This window comes from Borreliella americana, assembly GCF_032595795.2.
GTDB lineage: Bacteria > Spirochaetota > Spirochaetia > Borreliales > Borreliaceae > Borreliella > Borreliella americana.
Genome location: NZ_CP132449.1, coordinates 549882 through 565825, shown reverse-complemented (window position 1 = coordinate 565825; position 15944 = coordinate 549882). Strand labels below are relative to the sequence as shown.

Here is a 15944-nt window from a genome sequence, read left to right as displayed (position 1 = left end):
AGGACCTTATGAATAAAACAAAAAATCGAAGCTTTAAATATTTTATAATACTTTTATGTATATCATTATTTGGGGCTAATAATAATACAATAAGCTACTCTAGCATTGAAATTCCTTTAGAAGACTTAAGTGAAGAATTTAAAAATTCTGGGAATAAAAGCGATCAAATAAATACCTCAAAACATTTAAACAAAAACACAGTTTCCTATGAAGACCCCAAAAAGGGTAAAGATCTAAAATTACCAGAAAATATAAGAGACAAAAACCTGCCTAAAAAAAGAATGGACGAAAATGATCTAAAATTTGTAATTGAAAATTATGAAAATAAAATTAAAAATATAGAAAAGCTTTTAAAAACCAAAAATAAAAAAACATTGGAAAATGAAAATAAAAAAATAGAATCAATCGAAAAAAAAGCAAAAAAATATGAAATTTTAACCAATAAATTAAAAAATGAAATAGCAGAAATAAAAAAGCTCCTTAACAAAAAAAACAAGCCTAAAGAAGATGAAAATTACGAAAAAATAGATATTGAAAGCATTGAAGAAGAAGATGGTGATGATGATTTTGAAGACAATTATGAATATAATGATGGAACTGAAGAAGCAAATGAGGACAATTATCCTTCTAATGAAGGAATAATAAAAAATCTAAAAGAAAATCTTCATGAAAACGAAAAATATTATGCTATTAACGAAAAAAAAATAGATGATCTTGAAGACAGAATCAACGAAAATGAAAACACTATTTTAGACTTGCAAAGAGAATTAAGAAATTTTAAAAAAAAAGATAACTCAGATAAAAACTTAGAAGAAATTGAGGAAAACTTATCTTCAATAGGAAGAATAATCAATGATCTAAAAAGAAAAATCAGCGCAAATGAAGCAATAAACAAAGAAAATCAAAGAAAAATAAGAACCGATAAACACAAATTCAAAGAATTAGAAGATAAAATAAAGGAGAATGAAGAGACTATTTTAAAACTTCAAAAAGAATTAAAAAATTTTAAAAAAAAAGAAATTTATCAAAAACCTTTAAACGAAGAAACTTTCATTCCAAGTATTACAAATAAAAATGACAACTTAGAAGAAAATAAAAAATTAGAAAAGGAATATTTAAAGCCCATAGAAAAAAATGAAAGCCAAAATCTAGAAGAAAATACTAAAAGCATCCCAAAAACAACTATGATCAAAACAGCCGATTTTCAAATTTATCCTGATATATATCTTAATAACTATAAATTTAAAGAAAGGGGAGATCAATTTGCATTTAAAAAAGAAAACACATACTATATTGAAATAAATCCAACTAACAATTTGAATGAAGCTTTAAAAAATCATGAAATAATCTCAAAATATAAATTTGAAAAATATTTTATTAACCCTACTCTTAAAAATAAAGAAGAATTTTTTAGAAACTTAATAGAAGTCAAAAATATCCACGAACTAGGAATTATGTATAAAAACCTAAAGCCTGCATTTAAGCAAATAAAAATAATTAAATAAAAATAGCACTTTTATACAACTAATCCAAGTAACTTTTTATGTCTTCAAAAGACATAATTTTTATATTTAAACTCAAAGCTTTCTTAAGCTTTGATCCGGCTTTTTCTCCTACAATAAGAAAATCCAAACTCCTGGACACACAAGTGTTAAAAATTGCTCCTTTATTTTTTAGCTTGTCAATAACAATAGACCTGGAATAACCATTAAAAGATCCAGTAATGCAAAACTTTTTGCCGACCAATAACTTATTCTCATCATCAATCGCAATAAACTCTTCCATTTTAAATTTCAAATTTTCAAAAAATTTAAACTTATTAATCATTATTGAATCATTAAAAGCTCCAATAATATTTAGAGCAATTTTTTCTCCTATGCCTTTAATTTTAAGCAATGTTGAAAATGCAAAATCTCTGTCTTGACAAAGCTTCAAAAGCTTTAAAAATGAATTTAAATTATTAAGAAATAACAACCTTATTGTATTTTCCCCTAAATCTTTAATACTCATGCTAAGAAGTAATTTACTAAATGGCTTTTTTTTGCTAGCTTCAATTGAATTTATCAAATTATTTATCTTTCTATCTTTAAACCCTTTAAATTCAAGAAGTTTATAAAAATCAAATGTATAAAGATCAATTTCTGAAGAAATAAATTTTTTTTCAAAAAGAAAAGAAATTATCTTGTCGGAAAACCCTTCAATATCCATACAATTTTTACTACAAAAATATTTTATTCTCTCAACTGCTACTGAAGGACAATTATTGTTTGGACAAAAAAAATGTGCTCCCTCTTTTACTACAGCCGTTTCGCAAGCTGGACAATTATTAGGAACTTTAAAAAATCCTGTTGAAAATTTATTTATCACCATTTCAACAGCAGGAATTACATCTCCTCTTCTTGAAACTTTAACAACATCACCAACATTCAAACCAATAGACGTTATATAATCTTGATTGTGTAATGTTGCGCTAGTAATAAAAGCTCCTGAAACAAAAACTTTATCAATATTGGCAACCGGAGTAATTTTACCACTACGTCCCACCTGTAAAACAATGCTATTTACTCTACTAAGACCCGAAAGTGCTTCAAATTTATAAGCCATTGCCCATTTAGGATGGTGCGCAGTATACCCCAATCTTTCTCTTAAAGCAAAATCACTAACCTTAAGAACAACACCATCTATTTCATATTCAAAAGAGTCTCTTTTTTTTGTTATATCTGCTATATAGCTTAAAACTTCTCCAAGCGAACTTTTTTGATCAAAAAACCTAATCAAGGGATTAACCTTAAATCCCAATTTCTTAAGTCTTGTAGTAGCTAAATCATTTGTTTTAAACTCTAATCCAGCATTCAAAAAATCATAAATAAAAATATTTAAAGGAAAATTAGCAACCTCTCTACTATCAACCCTTCTAAGTATTCCCGAAGCCAAATTTCTAGAATTGGTATAAGGCTTTTCCAAAAACTTATTTATTGTCAAAAAATTTTCTTTAGTAATATAAACTTCGCCCCTTAATACTAAATCAACTTTTTCATCAAGAAGCAAAGGAATATATCTAATAGTTCTAATGTTTTTAGTAACGTCATTGCCAAATTTTCCATTACCCCTAGTAAGAGCTTTTTCAAGAATGCCATCTTTATAATAAAGAACAATAGAACATCCATCAATCTTTGGCTCAACAGAAATATTAAAAGAATTATTAAAATCAATCTTATCTATCCATGATTTTAGCAAATTAAGATCATAAACCTTATCAAGACTTAATATAGGAGCAGAATGTTCGACCTCTTTAAAGTCGTTTAAAAGATCACTACCAAATCTAAGAGTAGGAGAATCTAAGGTTTTATATTCGGGATACTTACTTTCTAGCTCTTGAAGCCTTAAAACATGCTGATCATATACAAAATCTTCAACACTGGGCAAAGAATCAACATAATACTCTTTATCCCACTTTCTAATCAACTTCTTTAAATCTGCAATTTCTTGCTGTACTTTGCTGTTCATAGGGTAAAATTTAACATATTAGTTATTATTTTATCAAACAATTCTAGCAAGCAAAAACCGACTTACTATACAAACTATAAAGTATCACAAAAAATGTATGTTATTTTATTTATGTTCAAATTAAAACAATCTTTAAAGAAAAATATCAATCAAAAAGACAATATTATAAAAATGTGAATTATATTTTAATTGTCGTTAAAGATATTTTAATATGTTAAAATAGATAAAAGGAGTGCTAGTTTGGAAGAAAGCAAAAAAGCTTTAATAGCTGATGACTCACTTTTTATGAGAAAAAACCTAATAAAAATCTTAAGTCAATTGGGATTTAAAGAATTTTTAGAAGCCGAAGATGGCATTCAGGCTGTTAAAGAATTTGAAAAACAAAATAATATTGATTTAATAACACTTGATATAACAATGATGGGAATGGATGGAATAACAGCTCTTGAGAGAATGCATGAAATTAATAAAAAATTGCTTAAAAAAGTTAATATATTAATGGTTACAGCTATTGGAAAACAAGAATTAATACAAAAAGCTTTATCTCTTGGAGCTAGAGGATACATTACAAAACCTTTTAAAAAAGAACAAATAATAGAGCAAATTAAACTTTTGGATTAGAGGAAATTTTGATAGCAAAAGAAAAAATATATAAACAAACACAAATAAACACATCAAATCCCCTATCAATATTGATAATGCTTTATGAGAAAGCAATACAGGATTTAAAAGTTGCAAAAGAGCTTATAAAAGATGAAAATTGGCAAAATGCAGTTAAAGCTAATGAAAAAATCTTTCACGCACAAGAAATCATTACTGAATTAATGTCAACCTTAAATTTTGAGCAAGGCGGAAACATTTCTACAAACTTACTCTCAATATACTTGTTTCTAAATAAAGAACTAGAAAATGTTCTTTTGAAAAAAGAAATACACAAAATTGACAATGTCATAAAACAACTGCAAATATTAAGCTTTGCCTGGAAAAAATTAAGCAAAAAAGAAAATAATATTACTCAAAGTAATAATGTTACTCAAAGTAAATTAGGAATCAATATTGTCGGCTAATGAAATTTTAAAAAAACATTTTAGCAATTTATTATTAGAATTAAAAGAATTGAAATTAATATTAACAATAGAAAGTGATGAATTGCAAAAAGAAGAAATAAGAATATTAAATATAACCAATCCTAAGAAAGATTTAATATTAGAATCAATCAAAAACTATTATAAAACAATAAATGCATGGTTGAAATCTAAAAACCAAAAATTAGATAATTTCGATTACTTGATTAAAGAAATTAATCTACTAAAAGAAGAAATATACATTAAATATCAAATTTGTTGTGAAATCTTACAGCAAATTGCAACTGCAAAAAGAAAAATCCCAAAAATTAAAAAGCTCCAAAACCTTACAGCAAACAATTCACCTATAATGTTAGATATTAAAATATGAAAGAACTTTATCTAATTGATGCGCTAAACATAATATTTAGAAATTATCACGTAATGAAAAATTATCCACTTTTAAACACACAAGGAGAAAATGTAAACGCTTTTATTGGCTTTTTCAAAACATTATTTTTCATAATAAAAGAAAAAAATCCTGAACATTTGATTATTACTTTTGACTCAGAGGTGCCAACTTTCAGAAAACAAAAATATCCAAAATACAAAGCAACAAGAGACTTACCTCCGGACGATTTAATACCTCAAATTGGATGGATAAAAGAAGGCCTTTTAAAGGCAAAAATACCAATCTTTGAGCTTGAAGGCTACGAAGCTGACGATCTATTAGCTAGTTTTGCTAAAAAGGCTGCAAAGAATAACTATTTAACTTACATTATTTCTCCTGACAAAGACTTACTACAAACAATGTCAGAGTACATAAAAATACTTAAAATTGAAAACAATAGCTTTATTGAAATGGATAATGAGTATGTAATAAAAAAATTTGGAGTAAATAGCTTTCAAATAAAAGATTATTTAGCTATTGTTGGAGACAGGTCTGATAATATACCTGGAATAAAGGGCATTGGCCCAAAAGGAGCAGCAAATTTATTAAAAGAATTTAAAACCCTAGACGGAATATATTCAAATTTAGAACTAATAAATAAAAAACACCAAGAACTTTTAATCAAAGAAAAAGAAAATGCTTTTTTAAGCTACGAACTTGTAAGTCTTGAAGAAAATTTAAAAATTCCAGAAATTGAAAACTTTGCCTTAAAAAATTTTAGCGAAGAGATAATATCTTTGTTTGAAAAACACTCAGCAATTGCCCTGATAAAAACTTATAAAAAGGATATCTTAAAACAAGAAAAAGAAAATGCAGACCAAAAAAGCCTATTTAAACAAGAACCTATTACTAACAGTCTAGATGACATAAATACAATTGACACAGAAAATGTTAAATACCGCTCAATAACAACAAAAATAGAACTTGACGATTTAATAGAAAGCCTTAAAAAGGCTAAATACATATCAATAGACACAGAAACATCTTCGCTTGACACTTACACGGCAAAATTAATTGGGATTTCAGTTTCATTTAAAGAATTTGAAGGTTACTATATTCCAATCGAAGCCAAAGGAAAAATTTACATAGAAAAAAATTATATAATACAAAAATTTAACAATCTTTTTGAATCAAATCCAAAAATAATTGGTCAAAATTTTAAATTTGACTATAAAATACTTAAAAATAATGGATTTAGCCCTATACCACCTTATTTTGATACAATGATTGCTGCATACCTTATTGACACAAACTCAAAAGTATCGCTTGATTTTCTTGCAGAAAAATATTTAATGCATAAAAATATTAAATATGAAGATGTGATACAAAAAAATGATAACTTTGCAAATATATCTTTAGAAATGGCAACAAGCTATTCATCTGAAGATGCTGATATTACATTTAGATTATTTAATATATTTACCAAAAAATTAAAAGAAGACAAACTCGACAAGTTAATGCACGAAATAGAAATGCCTTTTAACAAGGTAATTATAGAAATGGAAGAAAATGGCATTTACCTTGATAAAGAATATTTAAAAGAATATGGAAAAGAACTTGGAAAAGAATTAGAAGTAATCGAAAACGAAATAATAAAAAGCATAGGAATTGATTTTAATCTAAATTCTCCAAAACAAATGCATGAAATTTTATTTGAAAAATTAAATCTGAAATTACCGGAAAAAATGAAAAAAGATTCAACTGATATAAAAGTGCTTGAATCTCTAAGAGAACAGCATGAATCAATTGAAAATCTAATAAAATACAGACAAATTGCAAAATTGAAGAGCACTTACACAGATAATTTAATAGAACTAATAAACTATAAAACAAACAGACTGCACACAAGCTTCATACAAACAAAAACAGCAACTGGTAGAATCACTAGCATAAATCCCAACTTGCAAAACATACCAATAAAAGATGAAAAAGGGCGAAAAATAAGAAAAGCATTTAAACCAGAAAATGGAAATATTTTTATTTCGGCTGATTATTCTCAAATTGAGCTTGCTATACTTGCTCATTTATCACAAGATGAAGTCCTTATTAAAGCATTTGAAAACAATAAAGACATTCATACAGAAACTGCTTCTAAGCTTTTCAAAATAGAGAAAAAAGAAATTACTCCTAACTTAAGAAGAATAGCAAAGTCTATTAATTTTGGAATAATTTATAGAATGTCAGATTTTAGACTTGCAAAAGAACTGAGAATCACAAAAGAAGAGGCAAAAGGATTTATAAACTCTTACTTTGAATTTTATCCAAAAATCAAAGAATTTATAATAAATCAAATAAACTTCGTAAGAAATACTGGATATAGCGAAACCATCTTAAAAAGAAGAAGATATATAAAAGAAATTAATAGCAATAATTATCTAGAAAGATCTGCTGCTGAAAGAATAGCAATAAATAGTACAATTCAGGGAAGTGCCGCCGACATCATGAAAATTGCAATGGTCAAAGTATTTAATGAATTTAAAAGTAAAAAAATGAAATCAAAAATATTGCTACAGGTACATGATGAAATGCTTATTGAATCTCCTATTGAAGAAGAAAATGAAGTGAAAAAAATATTAAAAATTATGATGGAAACTGCTTACACATTAAATCTGCCTTTAAGAGCAAATATTGAGACGGGTAAATCGTGGGGAGAAATCCATTAATAATTGGAGTAACAGGAAGAATTGCGTCTGGCAAAGATACTGCTTCAAAAATAATTAGCAATAAATATGGATTTTTAGAAATAAATGCAGACAAGCTTGGACATTCAGTATTACATGAAAAAAAAGAAGAAATAGTTAAAATATTTGGTCAAAAAATATTAAATACTAAAAATGAAATAGACAAACTATTGCTAAGAAATCTTGTATTTAATGACAATAAAGAATTAAAAATACTTGAAAGCATATCGCACCCAATCATACTCAGTAAAATAAAAAAAATCCTAATCCAAAGCCAATCTACAAAAATAATAATTAATGCTGCTTTGCTTTTTAAAATGAATTTAGAAAAACTTTGCGACTATATAATTGTGCTTAAGGCAAAGAATTCTATAATAAAAAATAGATTATTATATTCTATGCCAAATATTGACTCAAATATAATCAATAAAATACTTACAATCCAAAAAGATATTTTTTTTAAAAAAAATATTATAAACTTAAAAATAGTCAATATAATTAATAACAAGAATTATACATATCTAGAAAAAGAAATTGAAAAAAAAATGCAGGAGATAATTAACTATGAAAGATTTGAATGAAAACAATGACAATAACAAAGGATTTTTTGTAGCATTAACCTCGATTGCAACAGTTTGTATCATAATATTTCTTGGAACAATTATTTTCTTTCCAAACAAAAATTTGGCCTCAGACATTGCAGAAAAAAATATTGTTTTAGAAGAAGATAAAGATCAAAACACCTTAGAAAACGTTGATCAAAATGAAAAATCTTTAAAGGTATCTGAAACTCAAAATGAAATAATCATAGATTTAACACAGGATTTAAATAAAGAAAAAAAAACTACAAACAAAACATCTAGTACTTCTAAGAAATCAAAAATTATTGAAAAATCTCAACCCACAACTCAAAAAATACCTAATACTTCTCAGAAATCAAAAATTATTGAAAAGCCCCAACCCACAACTCAAAAAATACTTAATACTTCTCAGAAATCAAAAATTATTGAAAAATCTCAACCCGTAGCCCAAAAAACTTTAAATACTGATAACATTTATGATCCTAATACAGAATATTACATACAATTTGTATCACTCTCAGACCCAATCAATGCAGACAACTATATTCAAAAATTACTCAAATATAATATAGTTGCTAAAATATATTCTGCAACAGTAGATAATAAAGATATTTACAGAGTAAGATCTGGTCCTTATAAAACAAAATCAGAAGCAAAAGCAGATTTTAAAAAAATAGCAGGAATAGGCGAATTTAAAGAAACTTATATATTACCTGTTAACAAATAGACTATAATTATTAATATATTTTTGATATTTTTCTAAGTATTCCTCATGAACCTCAATAATAGGCGAAACAACATGCTTAATCTTTGTAAGCTTTAAAAAAGAATCATTTAAGCTGCCAAATTCTCTTAAAGAATAGAATGCTTGAATTGCTCCTCCAATAATCTCTGAATGCTTAAAATCAAAAATCTTTAAATCTTTGCCAAGAATATTTGCTTTTATTTGATTTAAGAGCAAATTATCAGAATTAGATCCACTAACAAAAATACTTAAAATTTCTTTTTTATAGGCTTTTAGCTCTACCAATCTATTGTAAAAAGCAAAACATACAAACTCAAGCATTGATAAACCAATCTCTAATGGATTTTTAATACTACCAAAAATTCCTTTACTTAAATCCTTGCAAAGACAAGGATCTAAAATAAATAAATCATTAAAAAGTTTAATTTTGCTTGGATAAAAGTATACATTATTTAATGTGACACTTTTAACAATCTTTTTTAAGAGTAACTCAAAAGTTAAACTTTTTTTATAAAAACTGTCTTTTAATAAATGAATCAAATATCCAAAAGGAACAATTCTCCCAATAATAAAATATCCTTCTAAAAAATAAGGATATTCTAAAGAAAATCCTGGCAAATATGTACTTGAAACAAAATTAAACCCTTCACTTGTACCCATTCTATTTGACACAATTCCTTCTTGAAAAGCACCACTTCCAACCAAAGCATTTAAATAATCTGATCCCGCATTAATTACACTAATTCCGCTATTTAGCCCAAATTCAATTCCTGCTTTATAAGTTACAACACCAATATTTTCTCCCATTTTTATGAACGGAGGAAATTTATTCTTGTCAAGCCCATATTTTTTTATCTCTATATCATCCCAAATAAAAGGGATATACTCTATACTTGGCAAGCTTGTAAAAAGCCTTCCTGTAAGCAAATAAATAAAATACTCAAAACAAGAAACAAAATAGCTTATTTTAGAATATGTTCCTCTTTCAACTGTACTAAGTACATAGGGTAAAAATACAGACCTACCCCTAAAACAAGGCTTGATTTTTAGGGAATTCCAATGTAACACTTCCAAAGGAATTAAATTTGAATTTAAAGCAATCAAACATGGTGAAATACCGCTAATAGAAATGCAATCTATTTTGCTAGGCCTAAAATTGGATATGGCTTTCTTAAAAGAAAAAAGCCATATATTAAAGTCAAAATTTTCGAAATCAACATCAAAATAATCTGAGTAACTAATATCAATATAACTTAAAACTCCATTTTTAGAACTAACTAATGCCGCCTTTAAAACACTGGTCCCAATATCAATGCTAAGAGCATTCATAAATTAACCCTTGGTAATCAATTTTTGAATATCATCCTTTCTATCAAGAATTTTTTGTAAACCAACTTTATTATAAATTGCAAATATTGCTTCCGCAAAAAGAGGCGCAACATTAGCCTCATGATACCAAGGTTTATTTATTAATTCATCATTATGACAAACAGCATTCGTTCCAATTATTTTATAAAAATATCCCTCCTCATAAGCTTTATCAAAATATTTAATAGCATCTCCATTAAAAAACGGCAAACTAATTCCACATATAATCTTTTTAGCACCCATGCTTTTAAGCAATTTCATTGCCTTAATTAAAGTTCCTCCAGTAGCTAACATGTCGTCACTCATAAAAACATTTTTACCTTCAACATCTCCTAAAAGCTTGGTTATAGAAATATTTGAATCAGCAACATCATTTGAAACTCTTGAATAATCTCTTTCCTTGTAAAGCAAAGCAAGAGGGCTCTTAAGACTTGATGCAAAAAATTTATTTCTACTTACAGCACCTGTATCAGGGGAAACAATAACTAAATTAGAATCCCTAATATCGATTAAATCTTTAAGAGAATTAAATATTTCATAAGAAACATTTAAATTTTCAAAATAAACTTTCCTAAATACATTTTCAATAGCCTTTGAATGCATATCCAAGGTTAAAATATGTCTAATTCCCAACTCTTCTAAAAATCTTCCAATAAGACTTGCTGTTAAACATTCTCTTGAATGCTTTTTATCTTGCCTTGAATAAGGATAAGAAGGAATAATAACACTAACGGAATTGGCTTTGGCCTGCATACAAGCATCTATTGTTGTCATTAAATTCATTATATGATCATTAACTGTCATAATTATTTTTTCACTACTATTTATTTCAACTTCATAAGCATTAGCAACATCTTGAACAATAAAAATATCCTTATTCCTGATTGTTTTTAAAATTTCTGTTTTAAATTCACCATTGGCAAACTTAACAAATTTTACAGGAATTTCTAAAGGCTCTTTGCTTTTAAGAGTAGACAAACTAAGTCCTTCCAGAAAAGGAGATAAAACTTTTTCAATCTTAAAAATTTCTTCCTTTAAGGCCTTAGAATCTTGACATATACTATCTACAATCTCATTTTCAATATCTATAAATATTCTGTCAAGCTCTTCTATTATTTTACTAGCAAAAACCTTGCCCCCAGGACAAGCAATAATTCCTATTGATTTTTTTTTAAGTAAATTCACCCAATTCCTCGTTCTTTTTTAAGAATCTTAACAATCTTAATTTAATAATTAATAAAACTTATACACACAAAAATAACTAAAATTTTTTAAAGCAAGGCCATTAAAATATTTTAGCTTTAATAATAAAAATAAAAATCGAAAAGTTTTATTAATAATAAAAACAAGTATTATACATAATTCTAAAAACAAAATCAAATAAACTACACAATTCCAAATTCAAAACCTATTCCAAACTTGAAATCAGAAAATTTAGGGTTTTTAATATTCCAAACATAGTAACCTTCAAGAATTAAAAAAGAGAATGAAAGTCTAGCACCAATATCCCAACCCATTGTTCCCAGCTCCGCCAAAACAGAATCTGCAGAAGAAGTCGCTATATTGATCTTAGGACCTGTGAAAAACGCTAAAGCTAAAACAAAAAAATCTAATTTTGTATAAAATCTCGGTGTTATTGCCATAATAAACGAGAAATTTTCATTTGCAGTTCCATCTGAACGCTTTATTGCTTTAAGAAGATTCATGTCAAACAAAAGCTCAAATCCAATAGAAATAAAATCGTCAAATTTTGCACCAAATTGAGCATAAGTTCCATATCTTATTCCAGCTTTAGCAATATTAGCTAAATCAGAAAAATTTTGAACTATCTCTTCTTTTTCTATTGGGGATAAATCTGAAGGTAAATTTTGCTTAAGCTTTGCATTAATCTCTAAAGCTTCATTGTAAAAGCTTGAAAAGGGACTAACAGGAAAAGCAACCCCACCACCAAAATTGAATTCAAAATTAGTATCTGTAAAACCATTGACCACAATAATCCCAAACAAATACAAAATTAAAACTTTCAGCCTGATCATATACAAACTCTCCTACAAAAATTTATGAAAAATAAAACAGGGTTTATATTGCATACATTATTATATAATAATTACCACAAAGATTACCACAAAATAAAAGGCAAACAAAAAACTAAAAACTTAACTCTTAAGAACAGAAGAAACTATTTCTTCCACACCACTTGGTATAGGATGATTTAACTCTTTATATTTTGAGATATATTTTTTTGCATTTTGTTTGTCGTTCTTTAAATGATAAATGTAAAAAATATTAAATAGAGCCTCTTTATTTGCAGGTGCAAATTCTAGAGTTTTTAAATAATAAATCAAAGCATTGTCCAAATCATTTTTCTTAAATAGCAAATATCCTTTAAGATTAATTAACAAAATATTTTCTGGATCTTCTTTTATAATAGAATTAAGTTTCAACTCAGCCTCTGCATATTTTTTCAAATTAATGCAAGCTAAAATAAAATTGTAACTTGAATCATCACCAGCATTAATATTGAATTTAATAGATTTTTCATAAAGCAAAACAGAGGTCTCATCATTACCAAGCTCTTCATTTAATTTAGCAAGCTTATAATATTCACCTGATATGTTTTGATATTCCTTAAAAATGGAGCTACAAGACAAAATAAAAACAATAATAAACGAAAATTTATACATAAAAAATTTACTTGATTCCTTAATGCTATTTATACCATTTAAATTATTCAAAGCAGCAAAATAATACTTAATCTAATAATAAAAATACAAAACTGCAATGCTGTTGAATTATAAAATTTAATAAACCATCTTGATGACTATAAAACAAAATTTACTACTCTAAAAGCTAATCATAAATATAAATAAACCCTCTTGCTTTAAAAACAAAAGGGCTTTTAATACTATCTAAAAAACAAATTAAAGCTTTTCTTGGTCATATTTGTTAAATACATTTTCTGTTAAATATTTACCAACTGATCTTCTATCCTCAACAAGTTTAGATATTGCACTAAAATGTCTTGGCTCAATTTTAAAATACTTATAAGCTCTTCCATCCTTAAAAAACACAGAAAGCTCAGAAACAGAAGAATCGTAACCTACTTGTGATATTTTGCTCAATTCATTAGATATTGTTAAAGTTTCCAACTCAAATTCCTCCAAATAATTATCTTAGGAGTATAATAATAAAGTAAGAGTTAATTCACTAAATAAAAAGTTTTAATCAATAAAATCAAAATCTACTAAATGATATATTCCCTAAGATAAGGATATACATTAATACAAATTTAATCAAGCAAACTGTCAAATATCATAAAAAATAATTTAAACTTCCAAATATTTAATATTATAAACCGATATAAGATAGATTTTTAAAAAAAAATTTTGTAAAATTACTAAGATAGTTAATCTTCTAGTCACATATCATCAGGAGGGACAAAGTCTAATGGACTACAATAAATTACGAAACATAGGTATTAGCGCGCACATCGACTCAGGAAAAACTACCCTTACAGAACGCATTCTTTTTTATTGTAATAAAATTCATGCAATTCACGAAGTAAAAGGTAAAGATGGAGTTGGTGCAACAATGGACTCAATGGAACTTGAAAGAGAAAGAGGAATTACAATAGCATCAGCTGCAACTCACGTTGAATGGAAAGATTTTCCAATAAATATTATTGATACACCTGGACACGTAGATTTTACAATTGAAGTTGAAAGATCTCTTAGGGTGCTTGACGGAGCAATATTGGTTCTTGATTCTGTTGCAGGAGTTCAATCCCAATCAATAACTGTTGATCGACAACTTAAAAGATATGGCGTGCCGCGCCTTGCATTTGTAAACAAGTGCGATAAAACTGGAGCAAATCCCTATAATGTAAAAGATCAATTAAGATCAAAACTTGACTTAAACTCTGTTTTAATGCAAATCCCCATTGGATTAGAAGACAAGCATACTGGAGTTATAGACCTTATATTAATGAAAGCCTACTATTTTGAGGGAAAAGATGGAACAGAAATAATTGAAAAAGAAATACCCTCAGATCTTTTAGAAGAAGCAAAAAGCAAACGAGAAATAATGCTTGATGCCCTTGCCGACTTTAATGACGAACTTATGGAATTGCACATGGAAGAAAAAGATGTCCCTACTGAAATAGTATACAATGCAACTAGAACAGGAACATTAGCTTTAAAATTATGCCCCGTATTTATGGGATCTGCTTATAAAAATAAAGGAGTGCAATTACTCTTAGATGCTGTAACCAGATTTTTACCATCCCCTCATGATATAAAAAACACCGCTCTTGACCTTAATAATAATGAAAAAGAAATCGATCTTAAAATTGACAACAAATTCCCAACTGTCGCTCTTGCATTTAAACTTGAAGACGGACAATATGGACAGTTAACTTACGTCAGAATATATCAAGGAATTTTAAAAAAAGGACAAGAACTTATCAACTCAAGAACTTCTAAAAAATTCAAAGTCGGAAGACTTATCAGAATGCACGCTAATAATACAGAAGACATTGAATTTGGAGGAAGTGGCGACATTGTTGCTTTATTTGGAATAGAATGCGCATCAGGAGATACGTTTTGTGATCCATCGATCAACTATTCAATGACATCAATGTTTATTCCAGATCCAGTAATTTCTCTTTCTGTAAAGCCAAAAGACAAAAAATCTGCTGACAATATGGCCAAAGCCCTTGGAAGATTTACAAAAGAAGATCCAACATTTAAAACTTATGTTGACATTGAATCAAACGAAACAATAATTCAAGGCATGGGAGAACTACACTTAGAAGTTTACATTGAAAGAATGAAAAGAGAATTCAAAGCAGAAGTTGAAACCGGAATGCCACAAGTGGCCTATAGAGAGACGATTACAAGAAAAGCTGAATTTAACTATACTCACAAAAAGCAATCTGGAGGAGCTGGTCAGTTTGGAAGAGTTGCAGGGTTTATGGAACCTCTTAATAAAGAAGGAGAAACATACGAATTTGTCAACCTAATAAAGGGGGGAGTAATCCCAACAGAATATATCCCATCATGTGACAAAGGATTCCAAAAAGCAATGGAAAGGGGAACATTAATTGGCTTTCCAATAGTTGACATAAAAATTACAATCAATGATGGCCAATATCACATTGTTGACTCATCTGATATTGCATTTCAATTGGCAGCAATTGGTGCTTTTAGAGAAGCTTATGAAAAAGCAAAGCCTACAATCCTTGAGCCAATAATGAAAGTTACCCTTGAAGGACCTACTGAATTCCAAGGAAATATGTTTGGACTTTTAAACCAAAGAAGAGGAATAATAACAGGTTCGCTAGAAGATGGAAGTTTTTCAAAAGTTGAAGCTGAGGTGCCTTTAAGCGAAATGTTTGGATTTTCAACAGTCCTTAGATCCTCTACCCAAGGAAAAGCAGAATTCTCAATGGAATTCTTAAAATATGGAAAAGTTCCAAGCGCTATATTTGATGAACTTCGCAAAAAATTTAACGATCAAAACAAATCTTAATATAAAATAATAAGGAGG

The 15944-nt window shown here is 27.5% G+C and carries 14 protein-coding genes; 8 read left to right on the top strand and 6 right to left on the bottom strand.

Features of this window, described 5'->3' with window-relative positions:
• Positions 1-8 precede the first annotated feature (8 nt).
• A complete protein-coding gene (locus tag QIA00_RS02755; RefSeq protein WP_316257338.1) occupies positions 9-1505 on the top strand; it encodes a hypothetical protein in 1497 nt (498 codons plus the stop codon).
• Between the two features lie 19 nt (positions 1506-1524).
• Here the strand turns inward: QIA00_RS02755 and ligA are convergent, their stop codons facing one another.
• On the bottom strand, positions 1525-3507 hold the full coding sequence (gene ligA, locus QIA00_RS02750) for an NAD-dependent DNA ligase LigA (protein ID WP_316257337.1): 1983 nt from the start codon (positions 3505-3507) through the stop codon (positions 1525-1527).
• Between the two features lie 240 nt (positions 3508-3747).
• Between ligA and QIA00_RS02745 the strand changes: the two genes are divergently transcribed.
• From QIA00_RS02745 to QIA00_RS02720, 6 genes are read left to right on the top strand one after another with little or no spacing between them, the layout of a single operon-like run.
• A complete protein-coding gene (locus tag QIA00_RS02745) occupies positions 3748-4128 on the top strand; it encodes a response regulator (RefSeq protein ID WP_231014060.1) in 381 nt (126 codons plus the stop codon).
• An 8-nt stretch (positions 4129-4136) separates the two neighbouring features.
• On the top strand, positions 4137-4574 hold the full coding sequence (fliS, locus tag QIA00_RS02740) for a flagellar export chaperone FliS (RefSeq protein ID WP_316257336.1): 438 nt from the start codon (positions 4137-4139) through the stop codon (positions 4572-4574).
• Entirely contained in the window at positions 4564-4962 is a 399-nt protein-coding gene (locus tag QIA00_RS02735) for a hypothetical protein (protein ID WP_316257334.1), read from the top strand. The genes fliS and QIA00_RS02735 overlap by 11 nt, the downstream gene beginning before the upstream one ends.
• Entirely contained in the window at positions 4959-7685 is a 2727-nt protein-coding gene (polA, locus tag QIA00_RS02730) for a DNA polymerase I (protein WP_316257332.1), read from the top strand. The genes QIA00_RS02735 and polA overlap by 4 nt, the downstream gene beginning before the upstream one ends.
• Positions 7667-8284 (top strand): dephospho-CoA kinase, encoded by a 618-nt coding sequence (coaE, locus tag QIA00_RS02725; RefSeq protein WP_316257331.1) that lies wholly within the window; start codon positions 7667-7669, stop codon positions 8282-8284. Before polA ends, coaE begins: the two co-directional genes overlap by 19 nt.
• Positions 8268-9011: an SPOR domain-containing protein gene (locus QIA00_RS02720; protein ID WP_316257330.1), complete on the top strand. Its 744-nt coding sequence runs from the start codon at positions 8268-8270 to the stop codon at positions 9009-9011. The genes coaE and QIA00_RS02720 overlap by 17 nt, the downstream gene beginning before the upstream one ends.
• On the opposite strand, the gene QIA00_RS02715 is transcribed toward QIA00_RS02720, so the two are convergent.
• The 5 genes from QIA00_RS02715 to QIA00_RS02695 form a co-directional block, all read right to left on the bottom strand.
• The gene (locus tag QIA00_RS02715) at positions 8994-10358 is read right to left on the bottom strand and encodes an FGGY-family carbohydrate kinase (protein WP_316257328.1); all 1365 of its coding nucleotides are present in this window, start codon (positions 10356-10358) and stop codon (positions 8994-8996) included. The genes QIA00_RS02720 and QIA00_RS02715 overlap by 18 nt on opposite strands.
• A 3-nt stretch (positions 10359-10361) precedes the next feature.
• Positions 10362-11582, bottom strand: coding sequence for a ribose-phosphate pyrophosphokinase (locus QIA00_RS02710; protein ID WP_316257326.1), 1221 nt, complete (start codon positions 11580-11582; stop codon positions 10362-10364).
• Positions 11583-11782: 200 nt separating this feature from the next.
• A complete protein-coding gene (locus tag QIA00_RS02705; protein WP_106017246.1) occupies positions 11783-12433 on the bottom strand; it encodes a hypothetical protein in 651 nt (216 codons plus the stop codon).
• A gap of 120 nt (positions 12434-12553) precedes the next feature.
• Positions 12554-13081 (bottom strand): tetratricopeptide repeat protein, encoded by a 528-nt coding sequence (locus tag QIA00_RS02700; RefSeq protein ID WP_316257324.1) that lies wholly within the window; start codon positions 13079-13081, stop codon positions 12554-12556.
• A gap of 237 nt (positions 13082-13318) precedes the next feature.
• Positions 13319-13546 (bottom strand): KTSC domain-containing protein, encoded by a 228-nt coding sequence (locus QIA00_RS02695; RefSeq protein WP_014023757.1) that lies wholly within the window; start codon positions 13544-13546, stop codon positions 13319-13321.
• A gap of 298 nt (positions 13547-13844) precedes the next feature.
• Here QIA00_RS02695 and fusA point away from each other — a divergent pair, with 298 nt between their 5' ends.
• Complete coding sequence (gene fusA / locus QIA00_RS02690; RefSeq protein WP_316257323.1) at positions 13845-15926, top strand: elongation factor G; 2082 nt, start codon at positions 13845-13847, stop codon at positions 15924-15926.
• Positions 15927-15944 lie beyond the last annotated feature (18 nt).